21 protein-coding genes are annotated in these 15,737 nt (G+C 31.3%); 14 read left to right on the top strand and 7 right to left on the bottom strand.

Annotated features, from left to right (window positions below; genetic code table 11):
- Positions 1–49: 49 nt before the first annotated feature.
- Both EU95_RS09740 and EU95_RS07210 read right to left on the bottom strand, forming a co-directional pair.
- Entirely contained in the window at positions 50–211 is a 162-nt protein-coding gene (locus EU95_RS09740; RefSeq protein ID WP_179852273.1) for a hypothetical protein, read from the bottom strand.
- A 73-nt stretch (positions 212–284) separates the two neighbouring features.
- On the bottom strand, positions 285–467 hold the full coding sequence (locus tag EU95_RS07210; RefSeq protein WP_032521560.1) for a hypothetical protein: 183 nt from the start codon (positions 465–467) through the stop codon (positions 285–287).
- A 149-nt stretch (positions 468–616) separates the two neighbouring features.
- On the opposite strand from EU95_RS07210, the gene EU95_RS07205 reads away from it, so the two are divergent.
- The 4 genes from EU95_RS07205 (at position 617) to EU95_RS07190 (ending at position 2,337) form a co-directional block, all read left to right on the top strand.
- Positions 617–886, top strand: coding sequence for a DUF1651 domain-containing protein (locus EU95_RS07205; RefSeq protein WP_032521561.1), 270 nt, complete (start codon positions 617–619; stop codon positions 884–886).
- Positions 887–1,002: 116 nt separating this feature from the next.
- Positions 1,003–1,293, top strand: coding sequence for a hypothetical protein (locus EU95_RS07200; RefSeq protein WP_032521562.1), 291 nt, complete (start codon positions 1,003–1,005; stop codon positions 1,291–1,293).
- On the top strand, positions 1,274–1,603 hold the full coding sequence (locus EU95_RS07195) for a heat-labile enterotoxin alpha chain (RefSeq protein WP_241466703.1): 330 nt from the start codon (positions 1,274–1,276) through the stop codon (positions 1,601–1,603). Before EU95_RS07200 ends, EU95_RS07195 begins: the two co-directional genes overlap by 20 nt.
- Positions 1,600–2,337 carry a type 1 glutamine amidotransferase gene (locus tag EU95_RS07190; protein ID WP_080728101.1) on the top strand — a complete coding sequence of 246 codons (738 nt, stop codon included), beginning with the start codon at positions 1,600–1,602 and terminating at the stop codon, positions 2,335–2,337. Before EU95_RS07195 ends, EU95_RS07190 begins: the two co-directional genes overlap by 4 nt.
- 72 nt (positions 2,338–2,409) lie before the next feature.
- On the opposite strand, the gene EU95_RS07185 is transcribed toward EU95_RS07190, so the two are convergent.
- Positions 2,410–2,517 carry a high light inducible protein gene (locus EU95_RS07185; RefSeq protein WP_011818731.1) on the bottom strand — a complete coding sequence of 36 codons (108 nt, stop codon included), beginning with the start codon at positions 2,515–2,517 and terminating at the stop codon, positions 2,410–2,412.
- 324 nt (positions 2,518–2,841) lie between these two features.
- Here EU95_RS07185 and EU95_RS07180 point away from each other — a divergent pair, with 324 nt between their 5' ends.
- From EU95_RS07180 to EU95_RS07165, 4 genes are read left to right on the top strand one after another with little or no spacing between them, the layout of a single operon-like run.
- Positions 2,842–3,048, top strand: a complete 207-nt coding sequence (locus tag EU95_RS07180) for a high light inducible protein (protein ID WP_011376777.1) — start codon at positions 2,842–2,844, stop codon at positions 3,046–3,048.
- Positions 3,048–3,308, top strand: coding sequence for a chlorophyll a/b-binding protein (locus EU95_RS07175; RefSeq protein WP_032521563.1), 261 nt, complete (start codon positions 3,048–3,050; stop codon positions 3,306–3,308). The genes EU95_RS07180 and EU95_RS07175 overlap by 1 nt, the downstream gene beginning before the upstream one ends.
- A gap of 35 nt (positions 3,309–3,343) precedes the next feature.
- Complete coding sequence (locus tag EU95_RS07170; protein ID WP_032521564.1) at positions 3,344–3,472, top strand: chlorophyll a/b-binding protein; 129 nt, start codon at positions 3,344–3,346, stop codon at positions 3,470–3,472.
- Between the two features lies 1 nt (position 3,473).
- The gene (locus EU95_RS07165) at positions 3,474–3,653 is read left to right on the top strand and encodes a hypothetical protein (RefSeq protein WP_032521565.1); all 180 of its coding nucleotides are present in this window, start codon (positions 3,474–3,476) and stop codon (positions 3,651–3,653) included.
- A 782-nt stretch (positions 3,654–4,435) separates the two neighbouring features.
- On the opposite strand, the gene EU95_RS07150 is transcribed toward EU95_RS07165, so the two are convergent.
- A complete protein-coding gene (locus tag EU95_RS07150) occupies positions 4,436–4,720 on the bottom strand; it encodes a hypothetical protein (RefSeq protein WP_032521569.1) in 285 nt (94 codons plus the stop codon).
- 144 nt (positions 4,721–4,864) lie between these two features.
- On the opposite strand from EU95_RS07150, the gene EU95_RS09745 reads away from it, so the two are divergent.
- A complete protein-coding gene (locus EU95_RS09745) occupies positions 4,865–5,026 on the top strand; it encodes a hypothetical protein (protein WP_193742432.1) in 162 nt (53 codons plus the stop codon).
- A gap of 166 nt (positions 5,027–5,192) precedes the next feature.
- On the opposite strand, the gene ychF is transcribed toward EU95_RS09745, so the two are convergent.
- Entirely contained in the window at positions 5,193–6,284 is a 1,092-nt protein-coding gene (gene ychF, locus EU95_RS07145) for a redox-regulated ATPase YchF (RefSeq protein WP_032521570.1), read from the bottom strand.
- A gap of 144 nt (positions 6,285–6,428) precedes the next feature.
- On the opposite strand from ychF, the gene EU95_RS07140 reads away from it, so the two are divergent.
- The 5 genes from EU95_RS07140 (at position 6,429) to EU95_RS07120 (ending at position 13,570) form a co-directional block, all read left to right on the top strand.
- Entirely contained in the window at positions 6,429–7,490 is a 1,062-nt protein-coding gene (locus EU95_RS07140; protein ID WP_032521571.1) for an efflux RND transporter periplasmic adaptor subunit, read from the top strand.
- Positions 7,487–10,417: a DNA polymerase I gene (gene polA, locus EU95_RS07135; RefSeq protein ID WP_032521572.1), complete on the top strand. Its 2,931-nt coding sequence runs from the start codon at positions 7,487–7,489 to the stop codon at positions 10,415–10,417. Before EU95_RS07140 ends, polA begins: the two co-directional genes overlap by 4 nt.
- Positions 10,418–10,441: 24 nt before the next feature.
- Positions 10,442–11,911 carry a cysteine--tRNA ligase gene (gene cysS, locus EU95_RS07130; RefSeq protein ID WP_032521573.1) on the top strand — a complete coding sequence of 490 codons (1,470 nt, stop codon included), beginning with the start codon at positions 10,442–10,444 and terminating at the stop codon, positions 11,909–11,911.
- A gap of 82 nt (positions 11,912–11,993) precedes the next feature.
- A complete protein-coding gene (locus tag EU95_RS07125; protein WP_032521575.1) occupies positions 11,994–13,223 on the top strand; it encodes a 1-deoxy-D-xylulose-5-phosphate reductoisomerase in 1,230 nt (409 codons plus the stop codon).
- A gap of 2 nt (positions 13,224–13,225) precedes the next feature.
- Positions 13,226–13,570: a (2Fe-2S) ferredoxin domain-containing protein gene (locus EU95_RS07120; RefSeq protein WP_032521576.1), complete on the top strand. Its 345-nt coding sequence runs from the start codon at positions 13,226–13,228 to the stop codon at positions 13,568–13,570.
- On the opposite strand, the gene EU95_RS07115 is transcribed toward EU95_RS07120, so the two are convergent.
- Complete coding sequence (locus EU95_RS07115; protein WP_032521577.1) at positions 13,557–14,645, bottom strand: YheT family hydrolase; 1,089 nt, start codon at positions 14,643–14,645, stop codon at positions 13,557–13,559. The two genes, EU95_RS07120 and EU95_RS07115, sit on opposite strands and share 14 nt — an antisense overlap.
- On the bottom strand, positions 14,626–15,737 hold a 1,112-nt coding region (locus tag EU95_RS07110), incomplete at its 5' end, for an NAD(P)(+) transhydrogenase (Re/Si-specific) subunit beta (protein ID WP_032521578.1). The genes EU95_RS07115 and EU95_RS07110, both read right to left, overlap by 20 nt.

Genomic DNA, 15,737 nt, shown 5'->3' on the forward strand with positions numbered 1-15,737 from the left:
TATTTTAGTTTCACTAATAATAGGTAGTTTGCAAAAATAATAAACTAATTTATTTCTTATATAACTTTTCTAGTTGCTTAATTTCCTCTCTTAAATCCTTACCTCTCTTATTTAATTTATTATTTTTAATAACTATTGGGATAATCCACCAGGCTTGAAGACCTAAAAAGATAAATACTAGGATCAATAATTCAAAAGTACCAGGCTGCATTTGATAAATAACCCTTCTTTGTTAATAACATTATTCTAAAAGTTATTAAACATTCATGAGATTTGGAATTTTTCTAGGCTGCCTCTAATTCAATATTAAGTTCAATTCCCTTTGAAATGATTGCTTCTTTAAATTCAATAAGTTTAGAAATTATTCTTTGCTTCTCAGGATTAGTTTTGTGGATATCATCTGCAACTTCCTGCATTGCAAGTGTTACTTTTTGTAGTTTGATTTCTAGATCTTCCCTGTAATTCATAAGCTTAAAGAAATTATCTTATTTATTAAAAAACAAAATAATTATTAGTAAATAAGTACTTAACCTTAAAAGGATTGACAGCAAAACAAGGAGGATATAATTTATAGTACAAACGTATTAATATTCAAATAGCCTATCAACTTGAAAGCATGAAGCCTAATTACTCATTTGGTTGTAGCACTAGCGTGCCAAACGGTTGTCTACTAAATCCCGAAGGCAGCAGAATAATCTTTTTCGAAGAATGCATTAATTCTCCTAAACCTAATTTAAAAATTCATACTCATCTTTTCTACACAAATCACCTTGGAGAACCCGGAGGGTACAAATCCTCTGAAAAACTCAACATAGACTCAGCCTGGGAAAAATGGAACGAACTGCACCAAAAAGGATGGACAGAAGTATCTCATAATTACGGATAAGTGATCCGGCCAAGAAAAAGCCTTTATAGATGAAAGGTGCAAACTAGCTTCTTTTTTTTTATCTTGCTATACAAATACTAAGAGATGATTTAACTTCTCTGCTTTAATAAAATATTGTGGAATTAACTGAGCTAATTAAGGATTACGTCGCTACAGAATTATTATCAAGTATTGAAATTGACTTTCTTGAAGGAGAATTATGGGAAACTACTCAACATATTGCAGAAATAAATACAGTTATCAAAGCTCCAAAAAATATATGTATAAAATTAGGACTAGATGAAAAATCATGTTGGCAATTATGTTGTGCAGCCGTTCTTGACTCCTCAAGACCATTAAAGAATGGACAAAAAAGAGTTGATGACTTTAAAAGATTAATTAATCGATATGAAATTAACTACATATAAACCAAAAGACTCAATGATACGTTTACTTATTGCATCAATTCTTTTTTTTATTCCACTAGGAGGTTTTGCTGATGAAAAGCAAAGAGAAATTGAGAATGAAGCTTTAAATCTTGTTATTAAAAAATATGGAAAAGGCTTAGAAAATAGTTTAAAAGGAACGGGAGTAACTCCAAGTTATCGAAGTTGGTATGAAAATGATTGTTTTGTAAGTATTGCAGCAGGTACTTACCAAAAAGATACTTGGTCGGCAATGAAGTGGTTTAGTGTTAATGTCTGTTCTGAATCAGCTGAAATAATGGAAAGTGAATGAAGGGAATAAGACGCCTATTAGTTTTGCAGCATTTAGAAATAGAGGGGCCAGGTCTTTTTGAACAATTTGCTAAACAAAGAAATTTAAAAATTGAAATAATTCGTTTAGATAATAAAAATGATCAGCCACAAACAAAAAAAGGTGACTTAATTTTAATTATGGGTGGACCAATGGGAGTTAAAGATATTGGAAGTGAAAGATATCCATGGCTTAAGTTAGAAAGAGATTTTATAAAAAAAGAATTAGAAAATGAGAGACCTATAATCGGTGTTTGCTTAGGTGCTCAGTTGCTTGCGAGTGCTGCTGGAGGAGATGTAGAAATTCTTAAATATGGATCACCTCCAAAAGCATTGCCAGAGATTGGATGGTCTCAGATTTTTATAGAAAAATCGAATAAAGACTTTAAAGCACTGTTTGAAGATCCTTTCCATGTCCTGCATTGGCATGGAGATAGGATTTTATTACCTAATGAAGCAGTCCTCATTGCTAGCAGTGCACGTTGTAAGGAACAGTTTTTTAGGATTGGTGATTTTGCTTACGGTTTGCAATTTCATATAGAGACAACGCAAACAATGATAAACAAGTGGATTAAAGAGGATAAAGAATTTGTCTTTAAAGGATTGGGATCAAATGGTCAGGAAATCTTAAGGGAAGAAAATAAAAAATTTAGTGAAAAGACACTTTTAAAAAGAAAGCTTCTCATAAACAAATTATTTGAATTATTGGATAATTAGAAAGGGAATAATATAATCATCCAGTAAAAAAGGGCTTAATAAAGCCCTGAAAAAATTTAAAAAGGATTTTTACTAGAAAATTCCTGGAAGAATTTGACCAGTAAAATAATAAGCTCCTACAAGAGCAAACATTCCAAGCATTGCGGCTTTACCATTAAGCTTTTCAGCTTTTTCGGTCATGATTTTTTTTGCGAATTCCATAATAAAGTGAAATATATTATATCTAAAAACTAATTATTCAATTTTCAGAATGATGTAGTTTTTTCTACCAAATTGATATTTTTCTAAAGATTTAAAAATAAATACTTAAATAACAAATTAAAGTTTTAATAGTTTTCGAGCCAATCTGCAAAGCGTGACAAGCCTAAAAAACAAATATTTAAAAGATATGTCACGTTTCTGTTACATTTTTGTAGTAAATATCTTGGAAATAACTTATTTTTGACCTTGTACTTTACATTTGTTAATAGTAGTGTTACATTAGTTAACAATTACACAACTTCAATGGCTAATTCAAACGTTACTACTGAATCAGGCGGCAGGCAGAATATGTTTCCTACTGAGACACGTCCTTACATAGATGAGTCTGTTTCTTACGACAGTTACCCACAAAATGCAGAAAAAGTTAATGGTCGTTGGGCAATGATCGGGCTTGTCGCGTTAGTAGGAGCTTACGTTTCAACCGGACAAATTATTCCTGGCATTTTTTAATGAGTCCACTTTCGAGCTTCTTAGCAATAATTGTATTGTTTACAGCCCTCCTCGTTGCTTATCTAACCAAGCAATTTCAAGACGAAAATTCAAACTATTCATCTTCTAATCAAATGAAAAACACAAACACAAAAGTCAAAACAATCGAAAAAGAAAAAGTTGTTGCTGAAACACTTAATGGCAGATTCGCAATGCTTGGATTAATTGCTGCTGTTGGAGCATATCTAACAACAGGTCAAATAATTCCTGGTTTCGTTTAAAATTTACTATCTATTAAACCTTCAACACAGATAAAATGGAAAATTCAAAACCAACGTATTGGCAACATGCTGAGAGAACTAATGGAAGGATGGCGATGATGGGCCTATTTGCATTAGTTGTAAATTACGGCTTATTCGGCTGGATTATCCCAGGAATCTTTTAAAATGAATTTAGGCTTACTTTTTCTTAAAGTAAATACTTTAGGAGTAATAACTCTTTCAGAACTTGATTGGATTACCAACCATCAATCCGAATTCTCTAGGTTAGATATGGCTTTAGTTATTAAAATTGGCCGTCTTATGGATTCTGGAGTGGTGGAAATTGATAATAGAATACCTGTCTAATTTTAAAAAATTTATCGTCATGAGTGTTTGTCAATAGGGATACTGACAAACACTTTTTATTGGAAAAAATATAAAAAAAAGAGATTGTTTCTTAACTAAAAACAATCTCTCAATCACCTAATTCTTACATGAAAATTTCAAGTAAGCCCACAGATTTTAACTGATTTTTTTTTATAGTAAATACGCAAAAATACTTTTGTTATTTATCTTTTTAAACCACCTCTTTTTATCCATAGGAACCATGTAACCCAAATAGGAGGAAGAAATCTGATTAAAAAAGAAATTTTATATATATAAAATGGGGCATTTTCACTTTGAAATAAATTTAGCAAAAAAGAAGATGTAGTTACCCAGAGCAAAATTATTAAAATATTTGCTCCCAACAAAGCAAACTTATTTTGTTTGAATATCTTTGGCATAAGTTAAATTTTTTATATTCTTAATTTTAAATAATCTCGTGAAATTAATCATACATTTTCAAAAAAACTTCAAATTTAAAATCCATATCCAAATAAAAAAAGTACTAAATTTCAATCCCTCTCCAAATAACAATCCAAAAGCGATAGGGGGAGAAAATATTAAAAAAAGAATTGACAATAAACTAAATAAAGCAAATGATCCTCTTAGAAAAAAATTATTTCTTTTAGTTCTTCTTAGATTTTTTAAGGTATTCCACTCCCACTTGATAAAGCTATAGAACTTTTCTGATAATAAAAATAAATACTTCATTAATATTATTAATTTCTAACGGCTTTTCTTATTTATAAAATTAATTTCACCTATTAGCAATAAACTTTATCCCCTTCTTCAGAAAGATAGTAAATTCTTTTTTCTGAACTTACAAAGAAAGTTAATCCTTTATATTGTGATCTTTTAAATTTATCTAATCTGTGTTTGTGTAAATCCCAATTATCAGTGCTTATGTCAGGATTAAATTCTTGTTCTTTTAAGAAAGGTACATAAGTTGGAATAATTTTTGTTTTTTGGGCTAACCCTCTATTTCGTTTTGAATAAAAAAATAATAAAAATAAAAGTACAAAAAAAAGAATTAATAATATATTTGTCATTGTCAATTTTTCTAATTTGAAAAAACTTTATTTTTGAGAATCAAGAACTTTTCACAATAAATTTCTTAATAAGTAAAAAATCCTATTTTTATATTCTTGTATTTTTGAATACTTATCAAGGGGTTCCTTAAATCAGATTATAAAATGAGTCGCATTTTCAACATGACTCAAAATTCCATGAATACTCCTTATGCAAAAAGAGTAGCTGAAAAATTTAGAGAGGCTCAAAACTATTTAAAAACAAATGGTTTTAGTAGATCAACTAAACATTTACTGGAAGATATTGAAAATTCTGTTGACAAATAATGCCGATCCCCCCTCACTTACCACAATTACAATATGGCTACGATGATGGTTTTACAACCATTGTTTTTGGGTTAATAGGAAGTTGCTTAGGATGTATCTTAATTTTATTAATTTCATTTTTTGAATTTAAATTCAAAAAGCAAAATAGTAAGCCTTAAGAGACTTACTAAACATTAAATAAGAACTCCATTACATCACCTTCGTTAACAATATATTCCTTACCTTCACTTCTTAAAAGACCTTTAGTTTTTGCATTGGCAATTGAACCTGAATCAATTAAATTTTGATATGAAATAGTCTGAGCTCTTATAAATCCTTTTTCAAAATCAGTATGAATTACCCCTGCTGCCTGTGGCGCAGTCATCCCATCTTTTATTGTCCATGCTTTTGTCTCCTTTTCTCCGGTAGTAAAATAAGTTTTTAATCCCAATAATTTATATGTTGATCTAATTAAAGAACTTAATCCCCCTTCTTCTACTCCTAAGCCAATAAGGTAGTCTTTTTTATCTTCTGGTTCTAACTCTATTAATTCAGATTCGACTTGCGCTGATATTTTTATACATTCTGTATTTTCATTACTTGCAAAACTCTGAACTGTTGATGAAAAATCATTACCTTCAGCTAAATCATTTTCATTCAAATTAGTTGCATAAATAATTGGTTTAGCAGTAAGGAAGCCTAATTGCTTAATTATTAAATTTTCTTCTTCATTCAAAGATATTGATCTAATTGAAAGGCCTTTCTCTAGCTCTTCTTCAATTTTTTCTAATAAAGTATCTTCTTTTGCTGCCTCTTTACTAGTTCTAACCTGTTTCTTAATTCTTTCTCTTCTTTTTTGGAGTTGAGATAAATCAGCTAAATTCAATTCCAGATTAATTATCTCAATGTCATCTAAGGGATCTACCTTTCCAGAAACATGAATTACATCACTATCTTCAAAGCACCTTACAACATGAACTATTGCATCAACCTCCCTAATATTTGATAAAAATTTATTTCCCAAACCTTCGCCTTTACTAGCTCCTTTTACTAGTCCTGCGATATCAACAAATTCAATTTTTGTTGGGATAATATTTTGGCTAGAACTTAAATTACCTAACTCTAGCAACCTTTGATCTGGGACTGAAACTATGCCTTTATTAGGTTCTATAGTACAAAAGGGAAAATTAGCCGCTTGGGCCTTAGCATTTTCTACAAGTGCATTAAATAAAGTTGATTTTCCAACATTTGGTAAACCAATAATACCTGCTTTTAACATTTGAAAAAACTTATGGAAAAATTATCAAGAAAACATCTTTTAGTAATATAGTATTTACTTAACCAATCTTGGATAGGTTAATTATAATCGTTTTGATTATTCATTTAGTTCCTAAATATTCTCTACTTCTGCTTTTAAAAAGAAATGTTTGATTTAATAAAAAAAAATATAAATTTAAGAAGTGGAATTATACTACTTTCTCTAGCTATATTTTTCATTTTCATAACCAATTCCTTCAAGAAAAATAAGTCAAAAGATATTTCTGATTTTGTAGTTCAAGTTGAAAAAGGAATCCTCTCAGATTCAATTAATACTAGTGGTGAAGTAAAAGCAATAAGGACAAGTAATATTGGGCCTCGCAAGCAGGGCGTAATAAAAGAAATCAAAGTAGATGAGGGCGATCTTGTAAAAAAAGATCAGGTTTTAGCTTCTCTTGATGATGAAGACTTTATCTATAAAATTGAAGAACTTGAATTAAATGTAGAAAAACAAAAATCTGAATTTTTAAGAAGGGAATATTTATATCAAGAAGGAGCGGTAAGTAAAGAAGACTATGAAAGTTATAAAAATAACTACAACATTAGTAGCGCAAAACTTAATGATGCAAAAGCTGAAAAAAGTTTCTATCTAATTAAAGCTCCTTATGGAGGAAAGATAACTGCAAAATATGCTGAAATAGGATCTTATGTCACACCATCTACAAACTTAAGTTCAGACCCTAAAACCAAAAACTTTATTTTTGAACTATCAGAGGGCCTGGAAATTGTTGCTAAAGTTCCTGAGAGCGACATTGGCAGAATAAAAATAGGTCAAGAAGCCTCAGTAAGAATTGAGGCTTATCCCTCAAAAAAATATAGTGCCATAGTTAAAAAAATAGCTACAAGAGCTGTAAAAGATAATAATGTAACCTCATTCGAAGTAACTTTAAATTTTAAAGATATTTCTGAAGAAATTAAAATTGGAATGACTGCAGATCTTGAATTTAGAGTCGAAGGTAATGAAGAAAAAATTTTAGTACCAACAGTTTCTATTGTCACTGAAAAAGGTGAAAAAGGAATTTTGAAAGTTGATAAAAACAATTCTCCCAAATTTGAAAAAATCGAAATTGGTATTAGTAGTGGCAATAAAACTTCAGTAATTGATGGATTAGAACCTGGAGAGCAAATCTTTATTGATATTCCACCATGGGCTAAGAAGAGAAAATGAGTTTAAAATCTGAAAACTCTAAAAAACCAATTTTACTTTTAGTCGATGGTCATTCACTCGCTTTTAGAAGCTTCTACGCATTTAGCAAAGGGATTGATGGAGGTTTAACAACTAAAGAAGGATTCCCAACAAGTGTGACTTATGGATTTTTAAAAAGTCTTCTGGATAATTGCAAAAATATTAGTCCTGAGGGTGTTTGTATTACGTTTGATACCGAAAAACCAACTTTCAGACATGAATTAGATCCAAATTATAAGGCAAATAGAGATGTAGCACCAGATGTTTTTTTTCAGGATATTGAACAACTAGAAATCATTTTAGAAGAAAGCCTCAATTTACCAATTTTTAAATCTCCCGGTTATGAAGCAGATGATCTCCTAGGCACAATTGCAAATGATGCTTCTTCTAAAGGATGGTGCGTGAATATTCTTTCTGGAGATAGAGACTTATTTCAATTAGTAGATGATCAAAAAGATATTTATGTACTTTATATGGGTGGTGGTCCATATGCGAAAAGTGGTAATCCAACTCTTATGAATGAAAATGGAGTAAAGGAAAAATTAGGTGTTGCGCCAGAAAGAGTAGTTGATCTTAAAGCCCTAACTGGTGATAGTTCTGATAATATTCCTGGTATTAAAGGGGTAGGTCCAAAAACTGCAATTAATCTACTAAAAGAGAACGACACTCTTGATGGGATTTACCAGGCTTTGGAAAATATTCAGCAGAACAATGATAAAAAATATAAAGGATTCATCAAAGGTTCAGTTATAGAAAAGCTCAATAACGATAAACATAATGCTTTTCTTTCAAGGGATTTAGCAAAAATAAATACTAAGGTGCCTTTAATTTTAAGTAACGGTTATGAATTAAAAAATATAAATCAAGAACTACTTTCAGAGTCACTGCAAAAACTTGAATTATCAACACTACTTAGACAAATTGATATTTTCAATTCAACTTTCAGCAAAGGTGGTTTTGCCAAAAATAACGTAGCTAAAGAGGAGGGTAATCCACCTAATATTTCAAGCAAAAATGAATTAGAAAATAGTGAAAATAAAATTCCTAAAATTAAGGTAACTATTGTAAATGATTTCGAATTACTTGATAAATTAATTCAAAGATTAGACAAGACCAATGAGATAGTTTCTTTAGATACAGAGACCAATAGTTTAAATCCAATCGATGCGGAACTTGTTGGGATTGGATTATGTCTTGGAGAAGAAAATGATGATTTATTTTATATACCTCTTGGTCATCAAACAAAAAAAAAGACCCCCAATCAATTATCAATTGAAGATGTTTTCTCAAAACTAAGAACTTGGATAGAAGATCCGAAAAAAGAAAAGGCACTCCAAAATTCTAAATTTGATAGGCAAATATTTTTTAATCATGGACTTGATCTTAAAGGAGTAACCTTTGACACCTTGATAGCAGACTACCTTCTTAATAACCAGGAGAAGCATGGATTAAGTGAAATTAGTTTTAGATTATTTGGATTTAAGCCCCCTTCATTTAAAGAAACAGTTGGGAAAAATAAAGACTTTTCATTTGTTGATATTAATGAAGCGAGTATTTACTGCGGTTATGATGTATTCCTAACTTTTAAGATTGTCAAAATTTTTAAAGAAAGATTTTCAAAGGAAAAAGATGAATTAATCAAATTGTTCGAAGAAATCGAGCTGCCTTTAGAGCCGGTATTGTCACAAATGGAAATGGATGGAATAACCATCGATATCCCTTATTTAAATAAACTCTCAAAAGAACTAAAAAGTACCTTAGAAGATATTGAAAGTAAAGTTTATGAATTAGCAGAAGAAACTTTTAATCTATCTTCACCAAAACAACTCGGTGAGATCTTATTTGAAAAATTAAATTTGGATAAAAAGAAATCACGCAAAACAAAAACAGGATGGAGTACAGATGCAGTAGTTCTTGAGAGATTAGTCGACGAGCATGAAATAATCCAACATTTAATAAAACATAGAACTCTCAGCAAATTACTTAGTACTTATATTGATGCTCTTCCAAATCTTATTAACGAAAAGACAGGAAGGGTTCATACAAACTTTAATCAAGCTGCTACAGCAACTGGAAGACTCAGTAGTAGCAATCCTAATCTTCAAAATATTCCGGTTAGGACTGAATTTAGTAGAAGAATCAGAAAAGCATTCTTGCCTGAAAAAAATTGGAAACTTTTATCAGCTGATTATTCTCAGATCGAATTAAGAATACTTGCTCACTTAGCAGATGAAGAAATATTAATTAATGCATTTCATAAGAATGATGACATTCATTCTTTGACTGCAAGATTAATTTTCGAGAAAGAAGAAATATCATCCGAGGAAAGGAGAGTTGGGAAAACAATAAATTTTGGAGTTATCTATGGTATGGGTATAAAAAAGTTTGCCCGTTCAACAGGAGTAAGTACTCCAGAGGCAAAAGAATTCCTAATAAAATACAAAGAAAGATATTCAAAAATTTTCAAATTTCTTGAACTTCAAGAAAGGCTTGCCTTATCAAAAGGTTATGTAAAAACAATTTTTGGTCGAAAAAGAGAATTTAAGTTTGATAAAAATGGACTTGGAAGATTAATAGGGAAAGATCCTTACGAAATTGACCTGCAATCTGCAAGAAGGGCTGGCATGGAAGCACAGTCATTAAGAGCCGCAGCTAATGCACCAATTCAGGGTTCAAGTGCAGACATTATCAAAATTGCAATGGTTCAACTAAATAAGAAATTTATAGAAATGAATGTTCCCGCAAAAATGCTTTTACAAGTTCATGATGAATTATTGTTTGAAGTTGAACCGGATTCTTTGGAAATTACGACGAAATTAGTAAAGAAGACTATGGAAGATTGCGTAAAATTAAATGTGCCTCTTTTAGTTGATATTGGTATTGGAGACAATTGGATGGAGACAAAATAAACCTTATGAAATACTTAATTTAAGATGATCAAACTTTTTAATACTTTAAGCAGAAGAGTTGAGGTTTTTAAGCCTATTGATGATGTAGTAAAAATTTATTGTTGTGGAGTAACTGTTTATGATTTATGTCATCTTGGTCATGCCAGAAGTTATATAGCTTGGGATGTATTGAGAAGATTCTTAATTTACAGTGATTACAAAGTGAAGTATGTTCAAAATTTTACAGATATTGATGACAAGATCTTAAAAAGAGCGAAAGAAGAAAGCAGTTCAATGAAGGAAGTATCTGAAAAAAATATTATTGAATTTCATAAAGATATGGATTCTTTAGGGATAATGCGACCGGATAGGATGCCAAGAGCAACTAATCATATATGTAATATCTGCTCCTTCATAACAATCCTCGAGGACAAAGGTTATGCATACTCTAGAGATGGAGATGTTTATTATTCTGTTTTTAAAAATAAAAATTATGGAAAGCTTAGTAATCAAAATATACAAGAACAAAATATCAATCAGCAAGGAAGAATGGCTAATGAGGAAAATAGTAAAAAACTAAATCCGCAAGATTTTGCACTATGGAAAAAAGCCAAAGATGATGAACCATTTTTTGATTCGCCATGGGGTAAAGGTAGACCAGGATGGCATATTGAATGTTCGGCGATGGTTAAAGATGAATTAGGAGATACTATTGATATCCATTTAGGTGGTTCTGATTTGATTTTTCCTCATCATGAGAATGAAATCGCTCAATCAGAAGCAGCTAATGGCAAAAAGCTTGCAAACTATTGGTTACACAATGGGATGGTCAATGTAAATGGACAAAAGATGAGTAAATCCCTTAAAAATTTTAAAACTATCAGAGAGCTAATTAAGTCAGGTATAAGCCCTATGACTTTGCGATATTTTGTTATGACTGTGAATTATAGAAAACCACTCGATTTTACTGAAGAAGCTCTAAGGAGTGCTTCAGAAGCTTGGAAAAACATTAATGTAGCCCTTTCTTTTATGGATCTTACAAAAGGTGCTTTTAGATCTATTGAAAAAAATGAATCTCTCGAAGAAGAATATAAAGAGAAAATATGTTTTGAATTATCTCAAAAAAAGCTTAAATTTTCTGAGGCTCTTGGAAATGATCTTAATACAGCAGGTGCTATTGCAATTATTTACGATTTAGCGAAACCATTAAAAAACTTTTTAAACCAATTTCAAAGGGTTGAAGGTTTTAAAATAGACCTAAATGAAAAATTCTTTCTTATTGAGAATTTTAAAACTCTTGAAAAGTTGACCGAGGTACTTGGTCTTAAAAAAGAGGTTTTAGTAAAAGAAAGTAAAATAAAAGAAGACGAAATATTATCGCTTATTGATGAAAGATTGAAAGCAAAAATGGAAAAGAATTATGCGAAGGCGGATGAAATCAGAAATTTGTTAAAAGAAAAAGGTATTGAACTTATTGATCAATCAAAGGAAATAACAACATGGATAAGGGTCTAAATTTTAAGAAAAAAACCAATTTGAAATTTTTGTTTTTTAAATACACCTTTAAATGGGAAGATATTAGAAATATCAGAGAAAATTGAAATACATTACTGTGCTCGGTTCTACTGGTTCAATAGGGACTCAAACTCTCGAAATAGCTAGTGAGCAGCCTGATAAGTTTAAAGCCGTAGCTCTTTCTGCAGGAAGAAATATTAATTTATTAACTGAACAAGTTAAAACACATAAACCAGAGGTAGTTGCAATTGAGGATGAAAGTCTTATAGAAGATTTAAAAGATAATATTAATAACTTAGATTTGGATGATGCTCCCTTGGTTTTAGGTGGAAAGCAAGGTATTAACGCAGTTGCAGCATGGGATAAGGCAGATACTGTGGTCACAGGGATAGTAGGCTGTGCAGGCTTAATTCCAACAATGTCAGCAATTAATGCGGGGAAAAATATTGCACTTGCTAACAAAGAAACTTTAATTGCAGCAGGACCAATTGTTATTCCTGCATTAAAGAAAAATAATAGTAGGCTTTTACCTGCTGATTCAGAACACTCTGCTATCTTTCAATGTTTACAAGGATTACCTAATTATGAAAATGCAGATTTTTCAACAGGAGAGATGCCTAAGGGTTTAAAAGCCATACATTTAACAGCTTCTGGTGGAGCTTTCAGAGATTGGGCCATTGAGGATTTAAAGCATGTCACAGTGGAAGATGCGACTTCACATCCTAATTGGGATATGGGAAAAAAAATAACTGTAGATTCTGCAACTCTTATGAATAAAGGATTAGAAGTTATAGAAGCTCATTATTTATTTGGGACCTCTTACGAAAATATCGAAATAGTTATCCATCCTCAAAGTATTATTCATTCAATGATTGAGATGGAAGATTCTTCAGTATTAGCTCAATTAGGTTGGCCAGATATGAAACTACCCATTTTATATGCGATGAGTTGGCCTGAAAGATTTAAAACAAATTGGAAAAGATTAAACCTAAGTGAAATTGGAAAATTAACTTTTAAAGAGCCAGACGAGTTTAAATATCCATGCATGGGACTTGCCTATGCTGCAGGAAAATCTTCTGGGACTATGCCTGCAGTATTAAATGCTGCTAATGAAATGGCTGTTGAACAATTCCTCAAAGAAAAAATTTCTTTTCAAGAAATTCCAACATTTATTAGTAAAGCTTGTGAATCACATATGGATAAATTGAATTTGAGTCCCGAATTGGAGGATATTCTTGAAGTAGACAATTGGGCCAGACTTTTTGTTGAGCAAGAAATTAAAAAAGGGAAAAAATACGTAAGTATTGGATAAAAGTGAATATAAAAAAACATCTTCTACTATGCGCAACACCCACAAAACAGAAATGCTTTAAAGGCAATGAAGGTCAAAAAACATGGGAATGTCTGAAAAAGACTTTAAAAAAATTTGAGAATGATCCCTCTACCAAAAACGTTCATATATTAAGATCAAAAGCTGACTGTTTAAGGGTATGTAAGAACGGCCCAATTCTTCTTATTTGGCCTGATGGTATTTGGTATGAGAAAGTTTCTCCAGAAAAAATTTCTGAGATTTTTACCTCACATATTATTAACGGTAAGCCAATAGAAAAATGGATTTTCAAAAAAACACCATTTTTAAATAGTCCTAGATACTCATAAACCATTTCTTTACGACTTCGTCTGACCAGCAGCCATTAATCGAATGAAAACCATTATGACCTCCTTTTTCAGTTATAAAAATAGTGAATTTATCAATAGATTCTTTTCTTAAATTCAAAGTATCCTCATATGGTACCCAAGGATCATCCTTGGCATGAATAAAAAGCACTTTAGGTAATTTTTTTATTGAGTTTTGGATTCTAAATATTGGAGAAGCTTTAATATAATAATCTTCTAAAGAATTAAATCCCCAACTTGGAGCTGTAAATTTCTGATCAAATTCTCTTATACTTTTTAAATTTCTAATTTTTATTCTTAATTTCTCATTATTAAGAATTTTGCCCTCATCATTAAATCCGTCCCATAACTGATTTTTTAAGCGGTGAAGTAACCATTTTTGGTAGATATAATTTCTAGGTTTTTCAATACAGAGACTGCATGAAGATAAATCTAAAGGGGTACTCACGCAGGCAAGGCCATCTAAAAGTTTTTCTCCTTTGTTTTCATCGTAATCTAGGCAGGCATTTAAAAGAATTGTTCCGCCTAAAGATAATCCAACTCCGTAAATTGGAAGATTATTATTCCTTACCATGAGATCTTTGTACTCTAAATTAATCAATTTTTTAAAATAATTAATTGCTGAAATAACATCACTGGAGCATCTAGCACAATAATTTCCTTTAGCTAAATATCTCGCTGATCCAGATCCTCTTAGATTTAATTTAAGAACTCCAAAACCATTATTTGCTAATTTCCTAGATATTCTTCTTAAACCAAACCGTTTAGTTGAGCCCCCTAAACCATGTGTAACGATTACAAAACCCCTAAGCGAGTTTAAGTTTTTAGGTAATTCTAAAAAACCTAAAAGATAATCACATTCAAAATTTTTAGAAAGAATTTTATTAATCGGAAAGAGTATTTTTTTATTTTTTATTGATTTACCAAAATCAATAACAAAAGTATCTCTCAAAGTTTGTAAGTCGCCACCTATCCAAGGCAAGACTTCTCGAAATGGCTTATTTTTTACGTAATCTGAAAAACTAAAAGATATACTATTATTTCTCCCCAACTCCAAGATCCTTTAATTCTCCAATCAAATCATTCAGTACCTTTTTTGCATCCCCAAAGACCATTGAGGTATTTGGAAGATCAAATAAATCATTTTTTATTCCGGAGTAACCTGCACTCATACCACGTTTAATTACAAATACCGTTCTTGCTTCCTGCACATCAAGAACTGGCATGCCATATAAAGGGGAAGAGCTGTCATTTTTAGCTTGAGGATTAACGACATCATTTGCTCCTAAAACTAAAACAACATCCGTTGCTGGAAAATCAGGATTTACAACATCCATCTCTTTAAGTTGTTCGTAAGGAACATCTGCTTCTGCTAAAAGTACATTCATATGCCCAGGCATCCTCCCTGCTACAGGATGAATTGCGTAAACAACTTCAATACCATTTTGTTCTAGTTTTTTTGTCACTTCCCTTAAAGTATGTTGAGCTTGAGCTACTGCTAAACCATAACCAGGAACTATAATTACCTTGTTGGCTGCCTCTAAAGTCAATGCGCATTCTTCAACACTGCAAGATGTTATGTTTGTGTATTCTCCTGAACCAGAAGAGGTTGTACTTTGTGCAGATAGAGATCCTCCAAAAAGAACTGAGACCAATGATCTATTCATACCCTTGCACATTACTTGAGTAAGTATTAGACCTGCAGCTCCAACCATTGCGCCTGCCACTATCAAAAGCTGACTATCAACAACGAAACCTGCTGCTGCTGCTGCAATCCCTGAATAGCTATTTAATAAAGATATGACAACTGGCATATCTGCTCCACCAATTGGCAAGGTAACTCCGATACCTAATAAAGAAGAAACTATAACTAAAAGCCAAATTGAATTTGTATTGCCGTTTATCAAGTCAAAAAAGGCTATCAAGGAAGCAACTGCAAAAACAATATTTACAAAATGTCTAACTTTGCTCTGTGTCCATCCTGGAGTTGACAACCAACCCTGTAACTTTGCCATTGCCACAATTGAACCTGTGAAAGTTATGGCACCTACAAATATAGAAACAGATATAGAAACCTCATTAATCAGTGACTTGAAAAAATCAATTTTTTCTAAACTATTTGAAATTGGAAAAATAGCTACTCCCACAA

Origin of the sequence: Prochlorococcus marinus str. MIT 9201, assembly GCF_000759955.1 — a bacterium.
Taxonomy (GTDB): Bacteria; Cyanobacteriota; Cyanobacteriia; order PCC-6307; family Cyanobiaceae; genus Prochlorococcus_A; species Prochlorococcus_A marinus_G.